This is a genomic window from Paracandidimonas soli, from assembly GCF_004342005.1.
In the GTDB taxonomy this organism is placed as follows: Bacteria; Pseudomonadota; Gammaproteobacteria; order Burkholderiales; family Burkholderiaceae_B; genus Paracandidimonas; species Paracandidimonas soli.
On record NZ_SMBX01000005.1, the window covers coordinates 141,877 to 168,689 of the forward strand.

At 63.7% G+C, this 26,813-nt stretch carries 22 protein-coding genes and 3 tRNA genes; 8 read left to right on the plus strand and 17 right to left on the minus strand.

All coding sequences use genetic code 11. The annotated features are described in order from the left end of the window. Positions 1 to 18: 18 nt before the first annotated feature. The 4 genes from EV686_RS11585 to EV686_RS11600 all read left to right on the plus strand — a co-directional run bounded on the left by EV686_RS11585 (position 19) and on the right by EV686_RS11600 (position 4,158). Positions 19 to 1,188: an acyl-CoA dehydrogenase family protein gene (locus tag EV686_RS11585; RefSeq protein ID WP_132477102.1), complete on the plus strand. Its 1,170-nt coding sequence runs from the start codon at positions 19 to 21 to the stop codon at positions 1,186 to 1,188. A gap of 7 nt (positions 1,189 to 1,195) precedes the next feature. Then, a complete protein-coding gene (locus EV686_RS11590; protein WP_132477103.1) occupies positions 1,196 to 2,383 on the plus strand; it encodes a CaiB/BaiF CoA transferase family protein in 1,188 nt (395 codons plus the stop codon). Next, positions 2,380 to 2,820, plus strand: coding sequence for a MaoC family dehydratase (locus tag EV686_RS11595; RefSeq protein WP_132477104.1), 441 nt, complete (start codon positions 2,380 to 2,382; stop codon positions 2,818 to 2,820). The genes EV686_RS11590 and EV686_RS11595 overlap by 4 nt, the downstream gene beginning before the upstream one ends. 87 nt (positions 2,821 to 2,907) lie before the next feature. After that, the gene (locus tag EV686_RS11600) at positions 2,908 to 4,158 is read left to right on the plus strand and encodes an MFS transporter (protein WP_132477105.1); all 1,251 of its coding nucleotides are present in this window, start codon (positions 2,908 to 2,910) and stop codon (positions 4,156 to 4,158) included. Between the two features lie 24 nt (positions 4,159 to 4,182). Here the strand turns inward: EV686_RS11600 and EV686_RS11605 are convergent, their stop codons facing one another. The 5 genes from EV686_RS11605 to EV686_RS11625 form a co-directional block, all read right to left on the minus strand. After that, positions 4,183 to 5,217, minus strand: a complete 1,035-nt coding sequence (locus EV686_RS11605) for an alpha/beta hydrolase (RefSeq protein WP_132477106.1) — start codon at positions 5,215 to 5,217, stop codon at positions 4,183 to 4,185. 201 nt (positions 5,218 to 5,418) lie between these two features. Further along, positions 5,419 to 6,120 carry a LysE family translocator gene (locus tag EV686_RS11610; protein WP_132477107.1) on the minus strand — a complete coding sequence of 234 codons (702 nt, stop codon included), beginning with the start codon at positions 6,118 to 6,120 and terminating at the stop codon, positions 5,419 to 5,421. 179 nt (positions 6,121 to 6,299) lie between these two features. Further along, a tRNA-Asp gene (locus tag EV686_RS11615) sits at positions 6,300 to 6,376 on the minus strand. Between the two features lie 29 nt (positions 6,377 to 6,405). After that, positions 6,406 to 6,481: transfer RNA gene (locus EV686_RS11620), tRNA-Glu, on the minus strand. Between the two features lie 59 nt (positions 6,482 to 6,540). After that, positions 6,541 to 6,616: transfer RNA gene (locus tag EV686_RS11625), tRNA-Ala, on the minus strand. A gap of 310 nt (positions 6,617 to 6,926) precedes the next feature. Here EV686_RS11625 and EV686_RS11630 point away from each other — a divergent pair. Continuing rightward, positions 6,927 to 9,023, plus strand: a complete 2,097-nt coding sequence (locus tag EV686_RS11630; RefSeq protein ID WP_132477108.1) for a diguanylate cyclase domain-containing protein — start codon at positions 6,927 to 6,929, stop codon at positions 9,021 to 9,023. A 30-nt stretch (positions 9,024 to 9,053) separates the two neighbouring features. On the opposite strand, the gene lnt is transcribed toward EV686_RS11630, so the two are convergent. The 12 genes from lnt to EV686_RS11690 all read right to left on the minus strand — a co-directional run bounded on the left by lnt (position 9,054) and on the right by EV686_RS11690 (position 23,259). Continuing rightward, on the minus strand, positions 9,054 to 10,742 hold the full coding sequence (gene lnt, locus EV686_RS11635) for an apolipoprotein N-acyltransferase (RefSeq protein WP_132477109.1): 1,689 nt from the start codon (positions 10,740 to 10,742) through the stop codon (positions 9,054 to 9,056). After that, the gene (locus tag EV686_RS11640; protein ID WP_132477110.1) at positions 10,732 to 11,652 is read right to left on the minus strand and encodes an HlyC/CorC family transporter; all 921 of its coding nucleotides are present in this window, start codon (positions 11,650 to 11,652) and stop codon (positions 10,732 to 10,734) included. Before EV686_RS11640 ends, lnt begins: the two co-directional genes overlap by 11 nt. A 185-nt stretch (positions 11,653 to 11,837) precedes the next feature. Continuing rightward, positions 11,838 to 12,320: an rRNA maturation RNase YbeY gene (ybeY, locus tag EV686_RS11645; protein ID WP_132477111.1), complete on the minus strand. Its 483-nt coding sequence runs from the start codon at positions 12,318 to 12,320 to the stop codon at positions 11,838 to 11,840. Next, positions 12,310 to 13,311 (minus strand): PhoH family protein, encoded by a 1,002-nt coding sequence (locus EV686_RS11650; RefSeq protein WP_132477112.1) that lies wholly within the window; start codon positions 13,309 to 13,311, stop codon positions 12,310 to 12,312. Before EV686_RS11650 ends, ybeY begins: the two co-directional genes overlap by 11 nt. Continuing rightward, on the minus strand, positions 13,308 to 14,762 hold the full coding sequence (gene miaB / locus EV686_RS11655; protein WP_132477113.1) for a tRNA (N6-isopentenyl adenosine(37)-C2)-methylthiotransferase MiaB: 1,455 nt from the start codon (positions 14,760 to 14,762) through the stop codon (positions 13,308 to 13,310). Before miaB ends, EV686_RS11650 begins: the two co-directional genes overlap by 4 nt. A 134-nt stretch (positions 14,763 to 14,896) precedes the next feature. Continuing rightward, complete coding sequence (locus tag EV686_RS11660; RefSeq protein WP_132477114.1) at positions 14,897 to 15,934, minus strand: hypothetical protein; 1,038 nt, start codon at positions 15,932 to 15,934, stop codon at positions 14,897 to 14,899. Between the two features lie 117 nt (positions 15,935 to 16,051). Beyond that, positions 16,052 to 17,683, minus strand: a complete 1,632-nt coding sequence (locus tag EV686_RS11665; RefSeq protein ID WP_132477115.1) for an MFS transporter — start codon at positions 17,681 to 17,683, stop codon at positions 16,052 to 16,054. 170 nt (positions 17,684 to 17,853) lie between these two features. Further along, the gene (gene secF, locus EV686_RS11670) at positions 17,854 to 18,801 is read right to left on the minus strand and encodes a protein translocase subunit SecF (protein ID WP_132477116.1); all 948 of its coding nucleotides are present in this window, start codon (positions 18,799 to 18,801) and stop codon (positions 17,854 to 17,856) included. A gap of 12 nt (positions 18,802 to 18,813) precedes the next feature. Then, entirely contained in the window at positions 18,814 to 20,685 is a 1,872-nt protein-coding gene (gene secD / locus EV686_RS11675; RefSeq protein ID WP_132477117.1) for a protein translocase subunit SecD, read from the minus strand. A gap of 78 nt (positions 20,686 to 20,763) precedes the next feature. Beyond that, the gene (gene yajC / locus EV686_RS11680) at positions 20,764 to 21,108 is read right to left on the minus strand and encodes a preprotein translocase subunit YajC (RefSeq protein WP_132477118.1); all 345 of its coding nucleotides are present in this window, start codon (positions 21,106 to 21,108) and stop codon (positions 20,764 to 20,766) included. Next, on the minus strand, positions 21,105 to 22,589 hold the full coding sequence (cysG, locus tag EV686_RS11685; RefSeq protein WP_132477119.1) for a siroheme synthase CysG: 1,485 nt from the start codon (positions 22,587 to 22,589) through the stop codon (positions 21,105 to 21,107). The genes yajC and cysG overlap by 4 nt, the downstream gene beginning before the upstream one ends. 88 nt (positions 22,590 to 22,677) lie before the next feature. Continuing rightward, positions 22,678 to 23,259 (minus strand): ANTAR domain-containing response regulator, encoded by a 582-nt coding sequence (locus tag EV686_RS11690; RefSeq protein ID WP_132477120.1) that lies wholly within the window; start codon positions 23,257 to 23,259, stop codon positions 22,678 to 22,680. Between the two features lie 401 nt (positions 23,260 to 23,660). On the opposite strand from EV686_RS11690, the gene EV686_RS11695 reads away from it, so the two are divergent. From EV686_RS11695 to EV686_RS11705, 3 genes are all read left to right on the plus strand, one after another. Then, positions 23,661 to 24,968, plus strand: coding sequence for a CmpA/NrtA family ABC transporter substrate-binding protein (locus tag EV686_RS11695; protein WP_132477121.1), 1,308 nt, complete (start codon positions 23,661 to 23,663; stop codon positions 24,966 to 24,968). Between the two features lie 70 nt (positions 24,969 to 25,038). Next, a complete protein-coding gene (ntrB, locus tag EV686_RS11700; protein ID WP_132477122.1) occupies positions 25,039 to 25,872 on the plus strand; it encodes a nitrate ABC transporter permease in 834 nt (277 codons plus the stop codon). 5 nt (positions 25,873 to 25,877) lie between these two features. Continuing rightward, positions 25,878 to 26,756, plus strand: coding sequence for an ABC transporter ATP-binding protein (locus EV686_RS11705; protein ID WP_132477123.1), 879 nt, complete (start codon positions 25,878 to 25,880; stop codon positions 26,754 to 26,756). Positions 26,757 to 26,813 lie beyond the last annotated feature (57 nt).

Here is a 26,813-nt window from a genome sequence, read left to right on the forward strand (position 1 = left end):
GACAAGGATGATGGTGACATGAAGTGTTTCATAGGCAATAGCATATCGGCGGACAGCCAGTACGACAGTATTCGGGACGCCGTGCGCCGCTTTGCGGAAGCCGAGATTGCCCCGGTATCGGAACAGTTGTGGGAAGAGCAGGGCTTCCCTTATGAAGTCTGGCGGCAATGCGGGGAGCTGGGCTTCAGCGGACTGCCTTATCCCGAGCGCTGGGGCGGCGGCGGTGGCGACTGGCTGTCCTATGTAATCGTGCTGGAGGAATTGGCTCGCGTCGACTGCGCCATTGCCAATTCGTTGATGGCCAACTCCACGGTCGCCAGCCTGCTGTCGCGCTATGGCACGGATGCGCAGAACGAGCGGTGGCTGCGCCCCATTCTGGATGGATCGCATATCGGCGCCATCGGGCTGTCCGAGCCGAATGCGGGATCGGATGCCGGCAATATCCAGACCACGGCTGTCCTGCGCGATGGCCAGTGGGAAATCAATGGTTCGAAGATCTTCATCAGCAACACCGGCGTGCGGCACAACAATCTGGTCGTGATCGCCGCGGTGACCGGCAAGCGGCCCGATGGGCGCAAGGAAATCTCCAACTTCATCGTGCCTACCGATACGCCGGGTTTCACACTGGGCCGCAAGCTGAACAAGATAGGCTGGCGCGCCTCCAGCACCCATGAGCTCTCCTTCCAGGGGTGCCGCGTCCCCGAGGCCAACTTGCTGGGCGAGCGCGGCGCGGGACTGCGCCAGACATTGGCCCAGATCAGTACCGGCCGCATCCTCATCGGTTCGCTGGCGCTAGGCATTCTGCAAGGCTCGCTGGAGCGCTCCGAGCGCTATATGAATGAGCGCCAGGCCTTCGGCGGCCCCTTGTCGCAATTTCAGGCCTTGCAGTTCAAGCTGTCGGACATGGCGGTGGCCGCCCACGCCGCGCGCCTGATGCTGCACGATGCGGCGGCCCGCAAGGATGCGGGGGAGGGCTTCGATGTGCAGGCGTCGATGGCCAAGCTGTTCGCCACCGAGCAGGCCATGCAGGCCGCGCATCAGGCCATCCAGATTCACGGAGGCTACGGCATCATGGGCGAATACCCCGTGGCGCGCGCCTTCGGCGATGCCAAGGTTCTGGAGATCGTGGAGGGAACTTCCGAGATCCAGCGGATGATCATTGCGCGGCACGTCTTGTCGCAATCCTGAGGTACTTATGCTTTCCGGTATCAAAGTTCTGAGTTTCACACATTTCCTGCAAGGGCCTTCCGCAGTGCAGATGCTGGCCGATCTGGGCGCGGACGTCGTCAAGGTGGAGCCGGCCCAGGGAGCCTGGGAGCGCAGCTGGGCGGGCAAGGATGCCTTCCTGAACGGGCAGAGCGTGTTCTTCATGCTGGCCAACCGCAACCAGCGCAGCCTGAGCCTGAACCTGCGGCATGAGGACGGCCTGGCCGTGGCCCGCAAGCTGGCCAGCGAAGCCGACGTCATCATCGAGAATTACCGGCCCGGCGTCATGGACCGCCTGGGCCTGGGCTACGAAACGCTGAAGGCGTCGAACCCGGGCCTGGTCTATTGCTCATGCACAGGCTATGGCTCCAGCGGCCCCTACGTCAAGCGGCCGGGACAGGACCTGCTGCTGCAGGCGATGAGCGGCATGGCCTATCTGTCGGGCGGCGCCGATGCGCCCCCCACGCCCGTGGGCTCGGCCATCGTCGACCAGCATGCGGCGGTGCTGGCGGCCTTCGGCGTGCTCGGTGCCCTGTTCGAGCGCGTGCGCACCGGCAAGGGGCGCTATGTGGAGAGCAACCTGCTCAATGCCGCCCTCGACCTGCAGATCGAGCCGTTCTGCTACTACATGAACAACGGACCCCTGTGGGACCGGATGGAGCCCGCGACGGGCAGCCGCTTTCACCCGGCTCCCTATGGCGTCTACCAGACCCGGGACGGCTGGATTGCCGTTTCGCTGACTCCCGTGGAAAAACTGGCGGTGGCGCTGGATGAGCCGCGCTTTGCCGAATTCGCCGCGGGCGACCAGGTCAAGCGGCGTTCCGAAGTGCATGCCCTGACTTGCGAGGCGCTGCTTCGCCGCACGACGGAAGACTGGATGAAAGTCTTCGACGAGCATGAGATCTGGTTTGCGCCGGTCAATGATTATGCACAGGTGGTCGAGGATCCCCAGGTCAGGCACAACAAGGTTGTATTGAGCATGGAGCATCCCAAGGCAGGCGAAGTGCGCGTTCTGGCGCATCCGGTCCGCTATGACGGCCAGCCGCCCGGATTGCGGCGCCTGCCGCCGGAGATCGGAGAGCATTCGGTCGAAGTCCTGCGCGAGGCGGGCTATGCCGAGGCAGATATCGAACGCCTGCTGTCCAGCGGGGCGGTGAAAAAAGGAGAGACGGCATGACGCAGGCCCAGGATTATGCAATTCGTGGTCTCGATGACCTGGATGTCGGCCAGGAATATCGCTTGCGCCGTGAAGTGCCGGAAGCGGATGTGGACGCCTTCGGGCATCTCAGCGGGGACCTGAACCCCTTGCATATGGATACGGCGTTCGCTCGCCGCACGCCGTTCGGCCAGCGGGTGGTGCATGGGCTGTTCACCGGGGCGCTGGTGTCGACGGCGCATACCTTGCTGACGGGCCCCGGTTTCGTGTACGTGGGCCAGGAGCTGAAATTCATGGGGCCGGTCTTCATCGGCGACACGCTGGAAGTTTCCGTGCGTGTCGTCGAGAAGAAGCCAGGCAAGCAGATCCTGGTGCTGGAAACCGAAGTGCGCAAGCAGGATGGCAGCCAAGTGCTGGGCGGCAGGTCCGCGCTGAAGGCGATGGCGATCAGGCCCTAGTCCGCGGTGGTATCATCCATGGGATCGTGCTGCTGCGATTCCGGGTTGCACGCATGACGAGCGCATAGAGCAACACTGGAGACACGCATGGCCCGCGCGGGACGTTGGTATTTCGGCTGGAACATCGTCGCGGCTGCGACTGTCCTCACATTGCTGACAGTGGGTCTGCGCATGGGCATCGGCCCCTTCTTCCTGCCCATTTCCCAGGACCTCGGCTTCAGCCGCAGCCTGCTGGCCGGCATCGTGGCCATCGGCATGCTGTGCTATGGCCTGGGCATGCCGATCGTCGGGCAACTGGTGAACTCGTGGGGCACCCGCCATGTGCTGTTGCTGGGCGTGCTGTTCATTGATGTCGCGCTGGGCGGAGCGGTAGTGGCGACCGGTCCTATCGGCTTCCTGCTGTCCTTCGGCATTCTCCTGTCGCTTGGGCTGGCATTCATCAGTCCCGTGACCTTCACCCCCGTGATCGCCCGCTGGTTCACGCGGCAGCGGGGCGCGGCCCTGTTCTTTCTTTCCACGGGCTCCATGGCGGGCATCGCCGTGCTGACGCCGGCGCTGGGCTGGCTGATCGAGACCTGGGGCTGGCGCACGACGCTGATCGCCTATGGCATATTGCTGACGGTCATCACGATCCCCCTGGCGCTGTGGGTGATGCGGGAAGACGTGCCCGAAGGCGCGGATGCCTTGCCGACGCCGGATCCCGGTGGCCGCCGCCCGGCCAGCGCGGCGGCGTCTTCCTCGCTGTGCGTGGCGGACGCGCTGCACAGCGCTCCGTTCTGGAAGGTGGTCCTGGGACTGTTCGCCTGCGGCTACAGCATGAACCTGCTGGGCATCCACGGCGTCCCCATGCTGGTCGACCACGGCTATGAAAGCCTGGTGGCGGCCTTCGGCATCGGTCTCATCGGCTTTACCGCCATTTTCAGTTCGCTGGTGCTGGGCCGCATGTCCGACCGGATGCCCCGGCGCAATCTGCTGGCCCTCATCTACTTCATCCGGGGGCTGGGTTTCTTCGGGCTGCTGATAGTGGCCACTCCGGCCCAGCTATATACCGTCGCCGTGATCGGCGGCATTGTATGGGCCGGCAGCGTCGCGCTCTCTTCGGCCATCCTGGCCGATATCTACGGTGTGCGTCTGGTGGGCGTGCTGTACGGCTGGGCCTACCTGGGGCACCAGGTGGGCGGCATGATCAGTTCATGGCTGGGCGGCTGGGCCTATGAGCGCTTCGGCACCCACTGGATCGCCTTCGGCAGTACAGGCGTCCTGCTGATCATCGCCGCGCTGGTGTCCATACGCCTGCCTTTGCAGGGCGGCTATGTGTTGAAGCCCGCAATGCGCTGATGCGGGGTCACCTTCCCGCAGTCGTTATCGATATAGCCCCTGTTCGCCCAGCCAGTTATTGATCAGATCGGCAACCTGCATATTGTTTCTATCCATCATGACCATATGCGAGTTGCCCTTGATGCCGACTTTGGGCAGGTCGACTTCGTCGACTTTCCCGCCCGCCTTGCGAATTGCTTCGGCGAACTGCGCCCCGGTCGCGCGGATCTTGGGCCAGCGCGAATCCTGTTCGATATAGTCCCCATAGACCATCAGCGTCGGCACGTCTTTCAGCATCGCTACATCCTGGTCGTTTCCTACCGCGGCGGGCTCGACGGCGACAAGCGCCTTGATTTTGTCGGGGCGCATCTGCGCGGCCTGGAAGCCGAACTTGCCGGACTGGCTGTGGACCAGCAAAACGCAAGGGCATACTTTGTCCACAAGCTGCAGGTATGCCTGCATGACGGGTTCGTCCGTCGTGGTCCAGCGTGGCGAGAACTGCTTGGCAAACTGTTCTATGGAATCGGCGGGGAACTGATTGCCCGGCAGAAGCTTGCGTTTCTCCGGGTCGTCGTTCCAGGACTTGTCGCCGCCGATGCGGAATCTTTCATAGGCATTCGCCGCAGTAACCAGCACCGGCTTGCCCATCCAGGGAGATGGCGTCGTCGCGGGCCATCCTGCACGGCCCCGCTCGACGGCATCGGAGTTGTATACCGGCCATCCCTTGCGCAGGAAATAGTTGAGCCAGCCCTCCCTGCCGTCCGGCGTGGTCTCGTATGTGACGCCCGTCAGGCCGCCTCCATGCCACAGGAGCAGGGGTAGCGCGCCTTTTTGATCCTGCGGAATAAAGTACTGGACGTACATCTGTTCTATCGCATATTCCCCGTTGGGGTCGATCTTGGCGGGCACGCCATTGGGGGTGAATTTGACGGTTTCGACCGGCTGGCCCTCTATCTTGAAGATTTTTCCGCCGATGTGAAAAGAACCCATGTCTTTCAGGACGATGGGTTCCGCTGGCGCCGAGGAGGAATAGATTCCCGCGATAGCGGCAACCGACAGTAACCGGATGATCTTCGACATTCTTGTCTCCTGTTCCATTTTTGAACTGCAAACTGTGTGCAACCGGTTTCCGATTCTGCGCCAAGATATTGTTCGAGGCTATTGCATTGTCGTTCACGATTCGTGCGTGGGCTGCATCAGTGCCAGAGGAGAGTCTGGTGCCGGATCGTTGCTTCTTGCGTGCTTTGTTGCGTTGGCGGCTGCCGTCGATCCGCCGGTATATCAGCGGCTGGCGGCCATTCGCATGCCAAGGCCGAGCAAGGCAGCGCCCATCAGCGCATCGACGGGCCGGCGGATGCGCATATAGACGGATTGCACTCCCTTCACCGAAAAGAAGGCGGCCAGCAGGCCAAGCCATATGCCTGTGATTGCGCCAGTCAGCCCTACAACGGAGATGTAGACCCAGGCAGGCGCCCCGGCTGGCAGCAGGGTCACGAACAGGGTGGCGAAGAACGTAGCGGTCTTGGGGTTGGTCAGTCCCACCAGCAGGCCGCGCCGCCAGGCTTGTCCCGCGCTTGCGGCGGATGCCCGGACGATGTCTCCTTCGGAAGGCGTTTTTTTGCCGCCGGGCCGCTCCCTAGGCAAAAAGCGCCCCCTTGGGTGGCTGCAAGCCGAAGGCGCAGCGTGGGGGCATTTTTTAAGGGCCGAGGCCAGCATGCGGATTCCCAGGTAGCTGAGGTAGACGGCGCCCGCGACGCGGATGGTTTCATAAAGCCAGAACATTTCCTTGATGAGCAGGCCGAAGCCGAGGATGGCCAGGGCGGCCCACAAGATGACGGCGCAGGCGATGCCTAGCCCTACGAACATGCCTGCCCGCCTGTCATGGAGCGCATGGGAAGTGACCGCCACGAAGTCCGGGCCGGGGCTGGCGCAGGCCAGCAGGATGATCCCCGAAAGCGTGAGCAGTTGCGGGAGGTAGTCCATGTCGTTTATTGTTTATTGGATGCGGGATGACAGGATACCCAATTTTCTCGAGGGCGAGCGCGGTCCGGACGATGAGTGTCTGGGATCATCGCGATCCTGGCGCTTGATCAGGCGGTCGAGATGCGTGGCTGGAATGAGAAAAGGGCCAGCACTTTTCAGTGCTGGCCCTTCAGATTCTTTGGCGGAGCGGACGGGACTCGAACCCGCGACCCCCGGCGTGACAGGCCGGTATTCTAACCAACTGAACTACCGCTCCGCAGCGGTATTTTTGCCATGCCAGGATACTGGCGTCCCCTAGGGGATTCGAACCCCTGTACCCACCGTGAAAGGGTGGTGTCCTAGGCCTCTAGACGAAGGGGACTTTGGACAAGCCGTGCATTCTAGCACGATTTTCTGCACTTATGTGCGCGTCGGTTTTTTTGGTGGAGGTAAGCGGGATCGAACCGCTGACCTCTTGCATGCCATGCAAGCGCTCTCCCAGCTGAGCTATACCCCCAAAACCGGCTTCAACAAGTGAAGAAACGAGATTATGCACAAGAAAAAATAGCGTGTCAACTTCGGATTGATATTTTTTTGGATTGGAGATTTGTGGAATATTTTGTCATGGCCAATGTTGATTACATTTGAAATAAAATATGACAATATAGTAAAATAACTGCTTACCATCGTCGCGATGCCGTGCGCGGTTTCCACAGCCATTTCCAGTTTGGTCCTGCCGCATCAAGGGCGGGCGCTGCTTCCCCTTTCATTGGCCTGAGTATGGGCGTGCGGGAAGCTCGGCACGACTTTCTCGGGTCTTCTACGCCATGACATCCAGATCGACGCCATCACCACGCAGGCAGCGACGTTTCAGTGTTGGTCGCAAGGCAATGGCGCTGCTTGGCCTGATACTCGCCCTGGCCGTTTCCAATGTATTGATGGTGCGCTCCATGATGGAGCAGTTTCACGACATCGGCGCTACGGTCAATGTGTCGGGCAAGCTGCGCATGCTCAGCCAGAAAACGGCGTTCGAAGCCATGTCGCTGCCGTTTGCCGGCGACGCCGGACGGCGTATCGTCCTGGAGGTCATGAAAGAGTTCGACCAGGCTTCCGGGGCATTGCTCAATGGCGGGGTGGTATATGGCATCAGAATCCAGCCTTTGAGCGATGTCCTGATCCCGCATCTGATTCAATTGAACGAAGAGTGGGACGTCATCAAGACGAATATCCAGCCGGTGCTGGATGGCGCCGTATCAATTGCCACGGACGCCGCCGGCATGGCGGCCTGGCATGACGGCCTGCGGCGCGATGCGGGCCAGGTGCTGCGCACGTCTGCAAGCCTGCTGGATCATATCGTGGCCAGCGCCGAGAGCGAGCAGAAGCGCACCCTCGACCACATGTATCTCCTGCTGCTGTTCGATGTGATCGTGCTGATTGCCGCCTATGCATGGATGCGCAGCCAGGTCGTGACACCGTTGCGCGAACTGGCTGCCGGCTGCCATGAGCTGGCGTCGGGCAATTGCCAGGTGAGGCTGCTGCACGCTTCGAACGACGAGATCGGAGAAGTCGTCGATGCGTTCAACCATTCGGCCGACCGGATCGGCGCCCTGGTCTCCAGCCTGACTAGCAAGCAGCGCCATCTGGCGCGCGCCGAAGCCATGTTCAGCGGCATCGCGGATAATACGGTTGCCGGCGTCTACATCTTCCAGGATGGCATGTTCCAGTATGCGAATGCCGTGCTGGCCGGCATGCTGGGATACGAGCCGGCAGATCTGACGGGGTCCCGGAGTGTGGTTGCGGACATCTTCAGCCTGGCGAAGGATCGCACGGCGGGCATTCCGAACAAGGCGGACGACGATGATGCACGCAGCCTGCGCTACGAATGCATGCTGCGGCGGCGGGACGGCAGCGGTATCGAGGCCGAGCTGCTCCTGATCCGCATGGAACTGGATGGCCGTCGGGCGATCATGGGCGTGGTGCGCGACATGACGGACCGCAATCGCCAGCTCATGACGCAGCGCCTGGCATTTCTCGCCTATCAGAGCAGCAGCGAGGCCATGGTGATTACGGATGAAAACGGCCTTGTGCGTGATGTGAACCCGGCGTTCACGAAAATCACCGGCTACGAACGCGACGAGGCGCTGGGGAAGAACATGGGCTTCCTCGGCTCCGGAAAGCACGATGCCGAGTTCTATCGTTCCATGTGGAGCGCCATCCGCGAGAAAGGCCGCTGGAAAGGAGAAATCTGGAACCGGCGCAAGAACGGCGACGAATATGCACAGCGGCTGGTGATCGATACGGCTTTCCATGACGACGGATCCGTCATTTGCCACATCGGCGTGTTCTCGGACATCACCAAGCGCAAAGAGTCCGAGCAACTGCTGTGGCGCCAGGCCAACTACGACGATCTGACCGGTCTGGCGAACCGGCACCTGTTCATGCACCATCTGCGCAGTGAAATCGTGCGCGCGCATCGCAAGGCGCATTCGCTGGCGCTGATCTTCCTGGATCTCGACCTTTTCAAGCAGGTCAACGACTCTTATGGCCACGAAGTGGGCGACGATTTGTTGCAGCAGGTGGCCAGGCGCCTGCAGCGCTGCGTGCGTGAAACCGACCTGGTGGCGCGCCTGGGTGGAGACGAGTTCACCATTGTGCTGGGCGAACTGGGAGAGCGCCTGATCGTCGATCGCATCTGCACTAACCTGCAGGAGTGTCTGGCCGAGCCTTTCCCGTTGCTGGGCGGGAATACCGCCAAGCTGTCGGCCAGCGTGGGAGTGGCGCTCTATCCTGTGCATGGCGAAGATGCTGACGAATTGCTTCGCCATGCCGACATGGCCATGTACAAGGCCAAGGAACTGGGCCCCGGCCATTACGCGTATTATGAAGCCCAGGCGGAATCGCCTCCCATTTTTCCCGCCGATTGAGTTTTGCCGCTGGCCCGGTCGACGTCGGGCTCAGGAAAAGGGTGCTCCCTGACGGGACCTCGCGCGCAGGCGCCGGGCCAGCAACGCAGCCAGCACGCCCCAGCTCAGCAGCAGTATGGGAAGGTTGCCTGCACGTACGTAAGGTGTCAGGCCTTGGGTCCCCTGTACTTCGGCATCGATGACGCCAGGCGTCATGGCGGGCAGCGCCATGCGCACGGCGCCGTCCGGGGCGATGACCGCCGTGGCGCCTGTGTTGGTGGCGCGCAGCATGGGGCGGGCGGTTTCCAGCGAGCGCATGCGGGCGATCTGCAAGTGCTGCCGCAGCGCCCAGGAGTCGCCGAACCATGCGAGATTGCTCAGGTTGATCAGCAGGCTGGCGCCGGGTCCCAGCGTTTCGCTGGGGCGCACGGCGTGCAGGATCTCCTCGCCGAATACGTCTTCATAGCAAATATTGGGCGCGACGACCTGGCCCTTGATCGGGAACAGCTCCTGGCGCAACTCACCCCTGGCGAAGTCGCCCAGCGGTATCTGCATGGTTTCCACGAACCAGCGGAACCCGGGCGGAATGAATTCGCCGAACGGCACCAGGTGGTGCTTGTCGTAGCGCATGGCGGTCTGGCCCTGCTGCAGTTCGTCCGGCGTGCTGCCGCCGTCGAAGGCGATGACGCTGTTGGTATAGCGGTCGATTCCCTGCGAGCGGTCGTGCAGGGGAACGCCAAGCATCAGCGTAGCGTCGCTGGCGGCCGCGATGTCCAGCCAGCGTTGCCACTGTTCCGCGGGCAGGCGGTCCTGGGGCATGGGAATGACGGTTTCCGGCAAGACGATCAGGTCCGGCACATGGCTTTCCTGCCGTGGCGGCAGGGATGCGAGGTGATGATAGGTGTTCATGCCCTGCTGTATCAGCAGGGGATCGAATTTCTGCGACTGGGGAATATTGCCCTGCACCAGGCGAACCACCATGGGTTCGCCGTGATCGCTGTACCAGCGGACTTGCGCCAGCAGCAGGCCGCCGATGCCCAGCAGCGCGGCCAGCGCAAACGGCGGCAGGCCGTTGCGGGCATCCTTGCCGTCGGACTGCAGGTAGAGCGCGGCCAGGGCGCCGGCCGAATAGGCGGCCAGCCATGCCACGCCGTACGTGCCCAGCACCGGCGCCCAGCCGGCCAGGTAGCCATCGACATGGGCGTAGCCGATATTCAGCCAGGGGAAGCCGGTGAACAGCGTGCCGCGCAGCCATTCCGCGGCGGTCCAGGCGCATGCCCAGAGCAGGGGGGGCAGAAACAGCGCCAGGCGCCGCAGTCGCCCGGGAGATTGGGGGCGTTCCGGGGATGGAGCAATATGTGAAGACCGGCCAAGCCAGTAGGCCAGCGCCGAAGCGCCGGCGATGAACAGGGCTTCGAATGCCGCAAGCAGCAGTACGGCGACGGCCGCCAGCGCCCATGGCATGCCGCCGTAGACATGCATGCTGGTGTGCAGCCAATAGAGGCCCAGTGCGAAATTTCCCAGACCGAAGGCGAATCCCGACCATGCGGCCTGGCGCGGACCGGCGCTGCGCCAGACGTGGATGCACAGGACGGACAGCGTCAGCAATTGCACAAAGGGCAGCGCCCATGCCGGCAGAGGGCCCGGGGCGAATGCCAGGGTGTGGATCAGGCCCGCCAGCAGGAGCAGTCCGGTCCGCTGGACGGACGGGGACAGTGTGCCGGACGGGTTACGGCGCATCTTCGGCGTCGGCCGCAGGTGCGGAAGAGTCCTGCGCGGCGGGCGCATCGCGCTGTATATGCAGCCACAGGGCGCGCTTGGCATCGGCGCCGACGACGGTGAGCTTGAGCGTATGTCCGTCTTCCAGGTCGATGGCCCGGTGCTCGCCGCGTCGCGGGATGTGGCCCAGTTCCGCGGCAAGCCAGCCGCCCAGCGTGTCGTAGTCTTCGTTGGGGAGGCTGGTGCCGAAGGCTTCGTTGAAGTCTTCGATTTCCGTGACGCCCATGGCGCGCCAGCTGTTGGTGCTGGTCTGGAAGATGGTCTGCTCGTCGTCCTCGTCGTATTCGTCTTCGATGTCGCCGACAATCTGTTCGAGCACGTCTTCCATGGTGATCAGGCCGGACGTGCCGCCGTGCTCGTCGATGACGATGGCGAGGTGGTTGCGGCTGCTGCGGAATTCATGCAGCAGCTCGTTCAGCCGCTTGGTTTCCGGAATGAATACAGCCGGGCGGATCAGCGGGCGCAGGTCGATGGAAGGATTGGAGATGGACAGCAGCAGGTCTTTGGCCAGCAGGATGCCCATGATGTTGTCGCGGTCGGTTTCGTAGATGGGGAAGCGCGAATGGCCGGTTTCGATGATCTCGGCCAGCAATTCGGACAGCGGCTTGCCGATGTCCAGCATATCGATCTTGGAACGCGGAACCATGATGTCCGCCGCCGTTTTCTCCGCGACCTCGAGCGCGCCGCACAGCATGGCGTAGGACTGGCTGTCGAGCACCTGCTTGTCGCGCGCCTGTTCGAGCACTGTCTTGATGTCGTCGCGGTCGCTCAGTTCCGGCCGCACATAGCGCTGGAGCCTGGCAATAATGGAAGGCTTTTTCGTTGCGGCAGCCTGTCGAGGCTCCGCGTCTGCAGGGTAAGGGTCTGACATTGTCCGAGGGACGAGTTGGTTGAGTCCTTAGCATAACCGAAATCGGAATCTCGGACAGATGCGCGGGATGAAAATGGCCAATCATTCCGTTGTCAGATCGAGTGTGCACTTTGTCGGCTGCGCTTGCCTTACGTTTGTAATGTCTGCGCTTCGCCTTCGCGTTCACGCTCGATCTGACAGCGGAATCAGGCGTAGGGGTCGGAAATCCGCAGTCTGGCGAGGATGCGCGTTTCCAGCGACTCCATCGCCGCCGCCTCTTCTTCGTCCAGGTGATCGTAGCCCAGGGAGTGCAGCACGCCGTGTACGACCAGGTGGGCGGCATGGTCGTGCAGCGTCTTTTTCTGCTCCTCGGCCTCGCGCTGCAGCACCGGCACGCACAGCACGATATCGCCGTGCAGGATGCCGTCGGGGTCCTGTCCGTACTCGAAGGTCAGTACATTGGTGGCATAGTCGCGCTCGCGGAAGGAGGCATTCAGGGCGCGGCCTTCCTCGGCGTCCACCAGGCGCAGGGTCAGGGAGGCGCCAGCCGGGGCGTCGCCGCTGACTGCGAAGCCGGGCTCCGTCAGCGCGGTGTCCAGGGCCAGGGCCGCCCAGCGACGCAGGCGCCAGCGGGGCAGTTCGGGAACGGGGACTGCGTACTGGATGGACAGGGAAAGATCAGTTGTCACGTTCGGCTGCCTGCTCGTAGGCGTCCACGATGCGCGCCACCAGGGGGTGGCGGACCACGTCGCGGCTGGTGAAGTGGGTGGAGGCGATGCCCTGGACCGATTCGAGGATTTCGACCGCATGGGCCAGGCCGCTGCGCTGGCCGCGCGGCAGGTCGACCTGCGAGGGATCGCCCGTGATGACGGCCTTGCTGCCGAAACCGATGCGCGTCAGGAACATCTTCATCTGTTCCGGCGTGGTGTTCTGGGCTTCGTCCAGGATGACGAATGCGTGGTTCAGCGTGCGGCCGCGCATATAGGCCAGCGGCGCGATCTCAATGGTCTGCTTTTCGAACAGGCGCTGCACTTTCTCGAAGCCCATCAGATCGTACAGGGCATCGTACAGGGGGCGCAGGTAGGGGTCCACTTTCTGGGTCAGGTCGCCCGGAAGGAATCCCAGGCGTTCGCCGGCTTCCACGGCGGGACGCGTCAGCACCAGCCGTTGTACCGATTCGCGCTCCAGCGCATCGATGGCGCAGGCTACGGCCAGCCAGGTCTTGCCCGTGCCGGCTGGCCCGACTCCGAACGTGATGTCGTGGCGCAGCATGTTGTTCAGGTAATCGCGCTGGCGCGGCGTGCGCGGACGCAGGTCCGAGCGGCGCGTGCGCAGGCTGAATCCGAGCTCTTCCAGCGACGGCAGTTCGTCGGACGAGGACTCCTGCCCGGAGGCGTCATGGACGCGGCTCGCGCCCAGCTCCACCAGCCCGAGCTGGACGTCGTCGATGGACAGTGTTTGCTCGCGGGCCTTGTCGTGGAACCAGCGCAGTGCGCGCGCGGCTTCCTGCGCGCGTTCTCCTGTGATGGTGAACTGGTTGCCGCGCCGCGCCAGACCGACGTTCCAACCGTCGGCGATCTGGCGCAGATTGTCGTCCAGCGGCCCGCACAGATTGGCGAGATGCGTATTGTCGGCGTCCAGGCGCAGGGTCAGCGGCTTGGCTTGGCGCAGTCGTGTCATGCGTTTCCTTGCAGGACGATGTCCGAGGTGAGGACTTCGCCCTTGAACGAGTTGGTGAAGGCGTGGGTGATGCGGACGTCTATCATCTGCCCGATCAGGCGCGGGGAGCCCACGAAGTTCACCGTGCGGTTGTTTTCCGTGCGGGCCATCAGCTCGCCGGGATCGCGGCGCGAGGGCTTTTCGACCAGCACGCGCTGCACGGTGCCGACCATGCCTTGGGCGATGGCGGCGGCCTGCCGGTCGATCAGGGCCTGCAGGCGGTGCAGGCGCTCGAGCTTTTCTTCCTTGGTGCTGTTGTCTTCCAGGTCGGCGGCGGGCGTGCCGGGGCGGCGCGAATAAACGAATGAGAAAGATGTGTCGAAGCCCACGTCTTCGATCAGCTTCATGGTCTTCTGGAAGTCGTCTTCCGTTTCGCCGGGGAAGCCCACGATGAAGTCGGACGACAGCGTCAGGCCGGGGCGCGCGGCGCGCAGGCGGCGCACGATGGACTTGAATTCCAGCGAGGTATAGCCGCGCTTCATGGCGGCCAGGATGCGGTCGCTGCCCGCCTGCACGGGCAGGTGCAGGAAAGGCACCAGCTTGGGCAGCTTGCCGTGCGCCTCGATCAGGCGCGTGGTCATTTCCTTGGGGTGCGACGTGGTGTAGCGGATGCGTTCGATGCCGGGGATTTCGTGCACGTATTCCAGCAGCATGGCGAAGTCGGCGATTTCGTCGGTATCGCCCATGGCGCCGCGATAGGCGTTGACGTTCTGGCCCAGCAGCGTGACTTCGCGCACGCCCTGGTCGGCCAGATCGGCAACTTCGAGCAGCACGTCGTCGAACGGACGGGATACTTCGGCGCCGCGCGTGTAGGGCACGACACAGAAAGTACAGTATTTGCTGCAGCCTTCCATGATGGAGACGAAGGCGGTCGGGCCTTCGACCCTGGCTGGCGGCATGGCGTCGAATTTCTCGATTTCCGGAAAGCTGATGTCCACCTGCGAGCGGCCCGACTGGCGCTTCCTGGCGATGAGGTCGGGCAGTCGATGCAGCGTCTGCGGGCCAAAGACCACGTCGACGTACGGCGCGCGCTTGACGATGGCCTCGCCTTCCTGGCTGGCGACGCAGCCGCCCACGCCGATGACCAGGTCGGGATTGAGCTGCTTGAGGTGCTGTACGCGGCCCAGGTCGGAAAACACTTTGTCCTGCGCCTTTTCGCGCACCGAACAGGTGTTGAACAGGATGATGTCGGCCTCTTCCGGCGTCTGGGTCAGCTCCAGGTCGTGGCCGGCGCCCAGCACGTCGGCCATCTTGGCGGAGTCGTATTCGTTCATCTGGCAGCCGAAGGTGCGGATGAAGAGCTTGCGGGTTCGTTTTCCGGAGCCAGCGGCGGGCCTGGGCTGCTGCGCGGTGTCTGTTTGAGGGGCGGGCGCGCTTGCGCCGCCGGGACGGGCGATGGTGATTTCTTGCATGATGGTCTGCCGTGGCGGGTTTATGTCCCGTGGGCCTGGAAATTGGGGGAACCCGTCATTCTAACCCGAACGTGAAACGCCCCGCCCGCCGATGGCGGAGCGGGGCGTCGTATGGCGTCCGGGCCCTGCCGGGATTATTCGGGGCGGCGCAGGTGGCGTTCGATGCGCGACAGCGACAGCATCAGCATCAGGTACGAGAACATGAAGAAGAAGCCGATGATGCCGACGAAATATGGATTCTTGAAGACACGCAGCGGGCTGGCGTCGGACAGCAGGCGCTCTTCATCGTCGTACGAGGAGGAATAGAGCTTGGGCTCGAACCAGTTGTTGTAGGAATCCAGGAGGATGTTGACGACGCGCGATGCCGGCAGGGTCGCCATCCGTGCCGCCATGTCCTCGTTCGCCAGCAGGGGCTTGATGCTTTGCGCCAGTCCCTGGACGTAGGCCTTGTGCATTTGCGCGCGCTCATCGACCTTGGTGTAGTGCATCAGTCCCGAGATGCGGTTGACGATGGACTGGCGGATTGTCGTGTAGTCGCAGGACTGGTAGTTTTCGTAGCCATACGCTTCGTTGGCGGCGGTTGCTGCTTCCGCTGCGGCGATGGCCGCAGCCACCGCGTCGCCGGAGGCCTCGGCCGCGGCAATGGCAAGCTCGGCGGTTTCGCTGTCGCTCAGCCGGCCGGCGCTGGAGACCTCATCGGCGGCGCCGTCCTGGGTTTCGTCGCAATACTGCTGCGACAGCTTATCGAGCGCTTCCCATTCGACGGGAGCCAGCAGCGTGGTGTAGTTTTCCCTGGCCTGCGCTTCGATCGCCTCGCGCTTCTTGGGATCGCGCTCCAGGAAGGCGCGAATGCTCTTGATGATCTCGTCATAGGCGGCGGCCGCTTGGGGATCCTTGGCCGTCAGGCGGGCGATGTCCTGCTGGCCGAACGACTCCGCGTCGATTTCATAGGCGCTGGCGGACCAGACGGACTCCTTGAGCTCGGAGAGATCCATCACGTTCTTGTCCAGGTTCGAGAGAGAGGGAGTTTCCTGGGCCTCGTCTTTCTTTGAGCCGATGGCGGGGATGCTGAAGGCCAGCCACCAGATCGACAAGACCAGGAAGATGATGCCCAGAACCAGAAGCGCGATGCGCGAGAGCGTCAGGAGTTTTTGTTCGAAGAATGCAAGCATGGTGAGGTGCTACCCATATGAAAAACAGTGCGCGCAATCATACGCGCCGCGGGGTCGTTATGGCGGCGGAATGGGTGTTTGAGGTGTTACATATTGTGCCGGAGCGCGAGATCCGCTTTATGGCAGTTCCATGTGGGTCTGTTTCAGCGGCGTATCGTCCCGGATGGGCACTGTCTGGCGCTCGATCATGCGATGTACGCGCGGCGGCGCGCTGCCGCGATGCAGAGCCCTGAGCTTTTCGTTGACGTAGGCGTCCGCCTGGGTGCGGCGCTGCTGGTGGCGCACGTATTCCACCCATGTCGGCACGTGGTAGGACTCCGTCCAGGTGCGCGGGTTTTCCAGGTCGCGCAGCAGGCCCCACTGGCGGGCGCCGTCCCGCAGGCGTATGCGTCGGCGGCTGGCCATCAGGTTCAGGAAGGAAGGGATGTCGTCCTGGTCGATTTCGTAGTCGATCATGACCATGATGGGGCCGCTGCGCGGAGATAGCTCCAGTTGCAGTTCGGGCTCGTTGAAGCGGTTCAGGGGATCCAGGTTCAGCTTGCTGAATTCCGGCAGGACGTAGCGCAGGCCGATGGCGGCGCCCAGCGCCAGGACAGCGCTGGCGACGATGAGCGCTTGTTCCACGTTGCGCAGATCCGCCAGCACGCCCCAGAGCCAACTGCCCACGGTCATGCCGCCGAAGGTGGATGTCTGGTACATGGCCAGCGAGCGGCCCACGACCCAGCGGGGCGTCGACAGCTGCACCGTGACATTGAACAGCGACAGGGTCATGACCCAGCATGCGCCGGCGGGCAGCAGCGCCAGACAACTGAGCCACAGGTTGTGGCTGAAGGCCAGTATCAGCGTGCCGGCGCCATACCCGAGGAATGTGGCGCGCACGATGGTTTCGTTGCGCCAGATGGACCGGATGCGGTTGTTGAGCAGCGCGCCGATGATGGCGCCCGCGCCGAAACAGCCCAGCAGGATGCCGAAGGTGAAGGCCCCGCCCTTGATCAGGTCCCTGGCGACCAGGGGCAGCAGGGCCAGCAGGGCGACGGCGGAGAAGCCGAATATTGCGCTGCGGCCCATGACTTTCAGCAGGTTGGGCGACATGGCGACGTAGCGCAGGCCGGCCACGACGGCGCTGCCCAGCGCTTCGCGCGGCAGGGTGCGCGAGACGCGGGGAGGCTGCCAGCGATAGAGCGCATGGATCAGGGCGACGTAGCTGGCGGCATTCAGCGCGAACGCGAAAGCGGCGCCGGCCGTGGCCACGATGATGCCGCCGATGGCCGGGCCCAGGCTGCGCATGATGTTGTAGCTCATGCTGTTAAGCGTGACGGCGCCGGGCAGGTCGTCGCGCGGCACGATGTCGCCCATCGAGGCCTGCCAGGATGGATTATGCAGCGCGGTGCCGCAGCCGATCAGGAAGGTGAAGAGCAGCAGCAGCCAGGGGGAGAGCCAGCCGGCGAAGGTGAAGATGGCCAGCAGCAGCGAGACCGCCATCATCAGCACCTGCGCGCCCAGCATGATGTCGCGCCGGTTGAAGTTGTCGGCCAGCGCGCCGCTCACCAGGGAGAACAGCATGACGGGGAGCGTGGTGGACGCCTGCACCAGGGCGACCATGCCGCTGGAGTCGCTCAGGGAGGTCATCAGCCAGCCCGCGCCCACGACCTGTACCAGGCCGCCCAGGTTGGACAGCAGCGTGGCTGTCCACAGCCTGCGGAATATCAGGTGGCGAAAGGGCGCCAGAGGGGATGCCGGCGACGACATGGGCAAGTCTCCTTACGATCAGGAGGAAAGGATACAGGAATGCCGGTGGCTGCGGGAGCCCGCTTGTGCCGCGATTGACACAAAATGAAGATTGGAGTGAAGGCGCGTGCGGATGCAAACAGGCCCCTGGAAAAGGGGCCTGAAAGACAAGGGGGGACGGGAGGAGAGGATCAGCCCAGCTCGATTTCCGTGCTGTCTTCGCCTTCCTTTTTGATGACGGGCTTGACCAGGTCTTCGCGCTTCACGCCCAGCCACATGGCGAGAGCGGCAGCCACGAACACCGAGGAGTAGATGCCGAACCAGATGCCGATGGTCAGCGCCAGCGAGAAATAGTGCAGGGTGGGCCCGCCGAAGAAGAACATGGACAGCACCATCATCTGGGTCGAACCGTGGGTGATGATCGTGCGCGAGATGGTCTGCGTGATGGCGCTGTCGATGATTTCGCGGACTTCGGCCTTGCGCTGCTTGCGGAAATTCTCGCGGATCCGGTCCATGATGACCACGGATTCGTTGACGGAGTACCCCAGCACGGCCAGCACGCCGGCCAGCACCGCCAGGGAGAACTCCCACTGGAAGAAGGCGAAGAAACCCAGGATGATGACAACGTCGTGCAGGTTGGCGATCACGCCCGCGACGGCGAACTTCCATTCGAAGCGAAAGCCCAGGTAGATCATGATGCCCGCGACCACGAAGAGCAGCGCCATCATGCCGTTGTGGACGAGCTCCTCGCCCACCTGAGGGCCGACGAATTCGACGCGTCGCAGCTCGACGTCGGGCTGCTGGGCCTTGAGCGCTTTCAGCACGATTTCGCTCTGGGCGGCGGACGTCTGGCCTTCGCGCACGGGCAGGCGGATCATGATGTCGCGCGAAGTGCCGAAGTGCTGCACCTGGAAGTCGGTATAGTTCAGCGACTGCACGATGCCGCGGACATCCTCCACCTGGGCGGATTGCGGATAGGTGACTTCCATGACCGTTCCGCCGGTGAACTCCACCGACAGGTGAAAGCCGCGCGTGACGATGAAGAATACCGCCAGCAGGAAGGTGATCAGGCTGATCAGGTTCAGCACCACGGCGTGGCGCATGAAGGGGATGGTGCGGTGGATGCGGAAGAATTCCATGGTGCGCGATTCCTAGTCCTGCTTGGGTTTCCAGATCTGGCCGATGGAGATGGACTGCAGCTTGCGGCGGCGTCCGTACCAGAGGTTGGTGATGGCGCGCACGCCGACCACAGCCGAGAACATGGAGGTCAGGATGCCGATGCAGTGCACGACGGCAAAGCCGCGCACGGGTCCGGTGCCGAAGGCCAGCAGGGCGATACCCACGATCAGCGACGTCAGGTTGGAGTCCAGGATGGTGCCCCAGGCCCGTTCGAAGCCGGTATTGATGGCCTGCTGCGGCGATGCGCCGCCGCGCAGTTCCTCGCGGATGCGCTCGTTGATGAGCACGTTGGCGTCGATGGCCATGCCCAGCGTCAGGGCGATGGCCGCGATGCCGGGCAGGGTCAGCGTGGCCTGCAGCATGGACAGCACGGCCAGCAGCAGCAGTACGTTGAACGCCAGTCCCAAAGTGGAAAACACGCCGAACAGCCGGTAGTACAGGATCAGGAAGATCGCGATGGCGATGAAGCCGTACAGCGTCGAGTTGAAGCCCATCTTGATGTTGTCGGCGCCCAGGCTGGGGCCGATGGTGCGCTCTTCGATGATGCTCATGGGAGCGGCGAGCGCGCCGGCGCGCAGCAGCAGCGCGGTGTCGGCGGCCTCCTGGGCCGTCATGCTGCCGGAGATCTGCACCTGGCCGCCCGGGATTTCGCTGCGGATGACCGGGGCGGTAACGACTTCGCCGCGCCCATTCTCGATGAGCACGATGGCCATGCGGCGGTTGATGTTGTCGCGCGTGACGTCGCGGAAGATGCGGGCGCCCTTGGCGTCGAGCGTCAGGTTGACCGAAGGCTGCTGGGACTGCTGGTCGCGGCCGGGCTGGGCGTCCTGCAGGTTTTCGCCGGTCAGGATGACCTGGCGGCGCAGCAGCAGGGAGCGGCCATCGCGGTCGGAGTAGCGTTCCAGGCCGAAAGGCACCGTATTGGATGCCAGGGCTGCCATGGCGGCCGGGGAATCGTCGACCATGCGGATTTCCAGCGTGGCTGTACGACCCAGGATTTCCTTGGCCTTGGCGACATCCTGCACACCGGGCAACTGGACGACGATGCGGTCGGCGCCTTGCTGCTGGATGACGGGCTCGGCCACGCCGAGCTCGTTGATCCGGTTGTGCAGGGTGGTGATGTTCTGGCGCAGGGCGTTGTTCTGCACCTGCGTGATGGCGGTTTCCGACAGGCGGCCCGTGAGGGTCTGGCGCGTACCGTCGCTGCCGCCGGTGAACGTCATGTCGGGCATGGCGCGCCGCAGTTCGGACTGCGCGTTGTCGCGGCTTTCGGCATCGTCGAAGGAAGCGACGATGGAAAGATTGCTGCGCTCCACGTTGGCGACCTTGATCTTGGCCTGGCGCAGCGTGTTGCGGATATCGGCGGCCATGGAGTCATAGCGGCCGGTCAGCGCGCCCTGCATGTCGACCTGCATCAGGAAGTGCACGCCGCCGCGCAGGTCCAGGCCCAGGTACATGGGGTAGGCCCTGATCGCGGTCAGCCAGTTGGGTGATGCGGGCAGCAGGTTGAGGGCGACGGTATAGTCGGGGTTGGCCGGATCGGGATTCAGGTGGCGCTCGATGACGTCCTTGGCCTGCAGCTGGACGTCGGTGGATTCGAAGCGCACGCGCACCGTGCCGATCGGGCCGTTCTGCTCGAAGAATGCGCCAGTGCTTTGCAGATTGGCTTCGCCGAGCAGGGACTGAACGCGCTCCAGTGTCTGGTTGTCGATCTTGACTGTGGATTTGGCGGCCGCCACTTGCACCGCCGGCGATTCGCCGAAGAAATTGGGCAGGGTATAGAGCAGGCCGATGACCAGGGCTGCAAGGACGGTCAGGTACTTCCAGAGGGGATAGCGGTTCATGGTGATTCGGCAGTCCGGAACAGGGACGCGGCCTGTCCTGATGGACGGGCCGCGTGCGGCGCGTTGGCCGGCGGGGGATTACAGCGACTTGATCGTGCCTTTGGGCAGCACGGACGTGACTGCTGGACGCTGAACCAGGATTTCCACCGGTTTATCGGCCAAGACGGCGATTTCGATGGTGATGTAGCTGTCGCTGACTTTCGTGATGCGGCCCAGCACTCCGCCGGAAGTGATGATTTCGTCGCCTTTGGCCAGCGCTGCGACCATGTTGCGGTGCTCTTTCTGACGCTTCATCTGAGGACGGATCATCAGGAAGTACAGGATCACGAACATCAGGATGATGGGCAGCATACCCACCAGTGCGTTCTCGCCGCCGGCGGCGGCCTGGGCGATGGTCAGGGTCAGGGTGTCGACCATAGTCATGTTGGATGGCTCCGGATTGGTTTCGGTGAATCAAATATTATACCGGCATCTCGCGCGGCTGGTTCCGGCGTCGTGCCATGCTTATCCACAGCAGGAACGACGCTGCCGAACCAGTGCAGCGTTTCGCCCAGCCTGGCGACTTCGCCGATGATGAGCAGCGCCGGGGCCGCGATGTTGTGGGCCTGCGCCTGGGCGGCCAGAGTTTCCAGCGTGCCGTGCAGGGCGCGCTGTCCGGGCCGGCTGCCGTTTTCTATCAGTGCCGCCGGGGTATCGGCCGGCCGGCCGTGGACGATCAATAGCCGGCATAGCTCGGCCAACTGGCCAACGCCCATATAGATTGCCAGGGTCTGCCGGCCGCGCGCCAGTCCGGCCCAGTCTTGTCCTTGCCCGTTCTCCCGTACGTGCGCCGTGGTCAGCGTGACGGACTGGGCGCTGTCCCTGTGGGTCAGGGGGATGCCGGCGTGCGCGGCGCAAGCCAGCGCGGCGGTGATTCCGGGAACCACGTCGTAATGCACGCCATGGGCGCGCAGGTAGGCCAGCTCCTCGCCGCCGCGCCCGAAGATGAATGGGTCGCCCCCCTTCAGGCGGACGACGTGCCGGCCGGCGCACGCATGCGCCACCATCAGGCGGTGGATGCGCGCCTGGGTGGCTTCGTGATCTTCTCCGGGCCGTTTGCCGACGGAGATGCGTTCGGCGTCGCGCCTAGCCATGGACAGCACGGCATCGCTGACCAGCCTGTCGTGCAGGATGACATCTGCTTCATTCAGGGCGCGTAGCGCCTTCAGTGTCAGCAGGCCTGGGTCTCCCGGGCCGGCGCCGACAAGTGTGACGCGGCCCGGGAGAACGGGTTCGTCGCGGCGCAACGCTTGCTGCAGAGCCGCTTCCGCGCGGGCAGGTTGCTGGCGACGCAGCCAAGCGGCCACCGGGCCGTCCAGCAGCCAGTCGTAGAACTGGCGCCGTGCTCTCAGGTCGGGCAGACGCTGGCGGATGCCAGGACGGTAGCGCGCCGCCAGCGTCGCCAACTGGCCGATAGAGTGATCCAGGCAGGTTTCGATACGCTCGCGCATACGGCGCGCCAGCACCGGCGCAGTGCCGGACGAGGAAATGGCCACGATCAGGGGCGAACGATCCACGATCGACGGTACCTGGAACGAGGAGCGAACGGGATCGTCCACCACGTTGCAGAACATATGCCGCGCCGTTGCCGCCGCGAACACGGCAGCGTTCACGCCGGTGTCGTCCGTTGCCGCCACCACCAGCCAGACGTCGTCCAGCCAGTCGGGCGAGAACTCTCCCGAGATATGCCGCACGCGGCCGGCGTCCGTCAGTTGAGTCAGCTCTGAACCCAGGACGGGGGAGCCTACCGTCACATGCGCTCCGGCCTCCAGCAGCGCGCCTGCTTTGCGGGCGGCGACCGTGCCGCCGCCGACTACCAGGACGGGGCGGTGGCGCAGATCGGCAAATAGGGGAAACAGGTTCATTGCATACTCCGGGAAAGTTCCGGCACGAATGCCGGCAAGAAATGTTGTGCGGCCGGGAGACCGGGGTCGGATAGCGCGTCCGGCAGTGTCAGGCGCCACTCAGCCATTCGGCCATCTCCACGATTTCACTGGCGACTGCGCCCAGGCGTTTCTGCTGCTGCATGGCGCGCTGGCGCAGCAGGCCATGGGCCTCCTCCTCGGACAGGCCGCGCATGCGCATCAGCAGTCCCTTGGCCTTTTCCACCGACTGGCGATCCTCCAGCCTCTGACGCACGAGCGCCAGTTCCTCGCGTCGCGCGCGTTCGACGGCGAAGCGTTCCACCGCCACATTCAGTAGCGACGCGATGCGCGATGGCGGCACGTCGCCCACGACGTAGGCGGCTACGCCCGCCCGCAGGGCGGTGCGCATAGCTTCGCGGCTGCCATCGCCGGTGAACATGACGACCGGTCGCTCGCTGAAAGCGCTGGTGATGCACAGGTTTTCCAGGGTGTCGCGGCCAGGGGCGTCTGTGTCGATGAGCACGACGTCCGGATTGGCGCGTGTGATGGCGTTGGCCAGATCGCCGTCTGGGGGCGATTCAGCAACGATCCGGATGCCGGCTTGCGTCAGGGTCTGGCGCAGGCCGGCGGCGTGTCCTTCTCCATCGTTAAGCAACATGATCTTCAGCATGGTCGTCTCCCTCTATTCACAGAAAGCAATTTGTGTGCCATGAGAAGGAAAGCCGCATCCGGCCGTGTCCGGCGGAGACTGTCGCGCGCCCATGCCGAACCTGCCGGTTCACGCGTCCACGAGCGCTGGAACAGGCCGCTGTTCCGACGCCGACGCGGTGCGATCATGATGCGGCGCACCATGGAGACGCACCAGAATGGCGCTTCATTCCCGCCGAAGCAGGCATTTCACGGGCGCGGCAGCCGCGAGTCCGGCTGGCACGAGACTTGCTTGATGAGCAGTGACGGTCAACGGCGACCGTCGTACCGCACCGTAGCGCGGCCAGGGACAACGAAGTTCCGCAACACCAGGCGACCGCCTGGCGTGCGGGATTTTTTTTTTGGTTTTTTTAAGGAACGAGAATGAAGACCGTCAGCCATTCATCCACTGCCTCCCCTTGCCAGCCGGCGGCCGTGTCCGCCGGCGTCGACGGACAGCGTCGTGCCTGGCTGTGCAGCGCATCGCGCGCTCTGGCCGGCGCCGGGCTTCTGGGAGTGATCGATCCGCTGGTACGCGCCGGCGCCTGGGCGGCAGGCACCGACGCTCCGGAGAAAACCGAGGTCCGCATTGGTTTCATCCCGCTGACCGACTGTGCGTCGGTGGTGATGGCATCGGTGCTGGGCATCGACAAGAAATACGGCGTGCGCATCGTACCGACCAAAGAGGCATCCTGGGCGGGGGTGCGCGACAAGCTGATCAATGGCGAGCTGGATTTCGCCCACGTGCTGTACGGCATGATGTATGGCGTGCACTTGGGCGTGGGCGGGCCGCGCACAGACATGGCGGTATTGATGAATCTGAACCAGAATGGGCAGGCGATCACACTGTCGTCCAAGCTGCGCGACGAGGGCGTGACCAGCGGCGAGACGCTGGCGGCGCTGATGCGCGACAAGCCACGCACCTACACCTTCGCGCAGACCTTCCCCACCGGCACGCATGCCATGTGGTTGTATTACTGGCTGGCCGCCCATGGCATTCATCCAATGAAGGACGCCAAGGTCATTACCGTGCCGCCGCCGCAGATGGTGGCCAATATGCGCGTAGGCAATATGGACGGCTTTTGCGTCGGTGAGCCGTGGAATGCGCGCGCGATTCTGGACGGCATCGGCTATACCGCAAACACATCGCAGGACATCTGGCCCGACCATCCGGAGAAAGTGCTGGGCGCGACCGCCGAGTTCGTGGCCAGCTATCCGAACACTGCGCGCGCGGTGACGGCCGCGGTGCTGGAGGCCGGCAAGTGGATCGACGCCTCGCCCGAGAACCGCAGAAAGACGGCGGAAACCATCGCCGCCAAGTCTTACGTGAATACAAATGCCGATGCCATCATGGGCCGCATGCTGGGCGACTACGACAATGGCCTGGGTAAGTCGTGGCATGACGCGCATGCCATGCGCTTCTATGGCGACGGCGCGGCGAATTTCCCTTACCTGAGCGACGGCATGTGGTTCATGGCGCAGCACAAGCGCTGGGGGCTGCTGCGGGAACACCCCGATTATCTGGCGGTGGCGCGACAGGTGAACCGCATCGATGTCTACCGCCAGGCCGCGGCGGCGGCGGGAGTGTCGGTGCCGGACGCTGAGTTGCGCAAGTCCACGTTGATCGACGGCGTGGTCTGGGACGGCACGGATGCGGCCGCCTATGCCGACGGCTTCGCCATCAAGGCATGAGACGTATTGCTAAAGAACATGATCCCGCTTTTTCCCTCGTCAGAGGCGGCGGGGCTTCACGGAGTTTCTGATGGACACCTCACAACATTCCCCTCCCGTCGATGCGTCGCGGCAGCCAGTCTGGCTGCCGCGTCTGGAGGCCGCCGCGCGTGCCGTCGCCGGGCCGGTATTCGGCTTCGCAATTTTCATCCTGGTATGGCAGCTCATCACCATCCTGGTGCCAGAGATTCCGTCTCCGGGCGTGACCTGGGACGCGGCCGCCGCCCTGTTCTCCGATCCGTTCTATGACAACGGCCCGAACGACAAGGGCATTGGCTGGAACGTGCTTGCCTCGCTGCGCCGCGTGGGCCTGGGGTTCGGTCTGGCAGCGTTGGTGGGCATCCCCGCCGGCTTCATTATTGGCCGCTATGCCGTCGTCAACGCCATGCTGTCGCCTGTCATCAACCTGTTGCGGCCGGTGTCGCCGCTGGCCTGGCTGCCGCTGGGGCTGCTGCTGTTCCGCGCCGCCGATCCGGCGGCCATCTGGGCAATCTTCATCTGTTCGATCTGGCCCATGGTTATCAATACCGCCGCGGGTGTGGCGCGTGTGCCGCAGGACTACCTGAATGTGGCGCGCGTGCTGAATCTGCCGGAATGGCAGGTGCTGACACGCGTGCTGCTGCCTTCGGCGCTGCCGTACATCCTGACCGGCGTGCGGCTTTCGATCGGCACCGCCTGGCTGGTGATCGTGGCGGCCGAAATGCTGACCGGAGGCACGGGCATAGGGTTCTGGCTGTGGGACGAGTGGAACAACCTGAAGGTGGAGCACATCGTGATCGCCATCTTCGTGATCGGTATCGTGGGACTGGTGCTGGAATTCTGCATGGTGCGACTGGCGCGCCGCTTTGCCTACGCTGAGGAGTGACAATCATGAAGAATTTCGTGCGTATCGAGAACGTAGGACAGACGTTCAACACCCGCAAAGGCCCGTTCGTCGCGTTGCGCGACGTCAATCTGAATGTGGCGCGCGGCGAATTCATTTCGCTGATCGGGCATTCCGGCTGCGGCAAATCGACGCTTCTTAACCTGGTGGCCGGTCTGGCGCTTCCAACGGCTGGTGCATTATTGTGCGAGGAGCGCGAAATCACCGGTCCGGGGCCGGATCGCGCAGTGGTATTCCAGAACCATTCGTTGTTGCCGTGGATGACTTGTTTCCAGAACGTCTACCTGGGCGTGCAGCGGGTGTTCGGCGCAACGGAGAGCAAGGCGCAACTGGCCGACCGCGTGCTGCGCGCGCTGGACATGGTGGGGCTGGAGCATGCTCGCGATAAGCTGCCGCGCGAGATTTCCGGCGGGATGAAGCAGCGCGTGGGCATTGCGCGTGCGTTGGCCATCGAACCCAAGGTGCTGCTGATGGACGAGCCGTTCGGCGCGCTGGACGCGCTGACGCGAGCGCATCTGCAAGACGAACTGTCGCGCATCGTGGCTTTGACGCACAGCACCACGATCATGGTGACGCATGATGTGGACGAGGCCGTGTTGCTGTCCGATCGCATCGTCATGTTGACCAACGGGCCTGCGGCCACCATTGGCGATGTGCTGGAGGTCGGCCTGGAGCGGCCGCGCGACCGGGTGAAGCTGGCCAACGACCCGCGCTACCAGGCCTGCCGCGCGGCGGTGGTGGACTTCCTGCATCGACGCTACGGCAATCCGAACCAGGGTACGGAGCGTGCGGTGGAAGCCGCGTCCAGTCCAGCGTGCGTCGCCGAGCCGTCCGACGACGAGCGGGCGCTGCGCCAGGTTGCCTGATCCGGATGCCATGCAGGTGGACCACGAACATTCATTCGAGAAACAGCAGAGAGACAT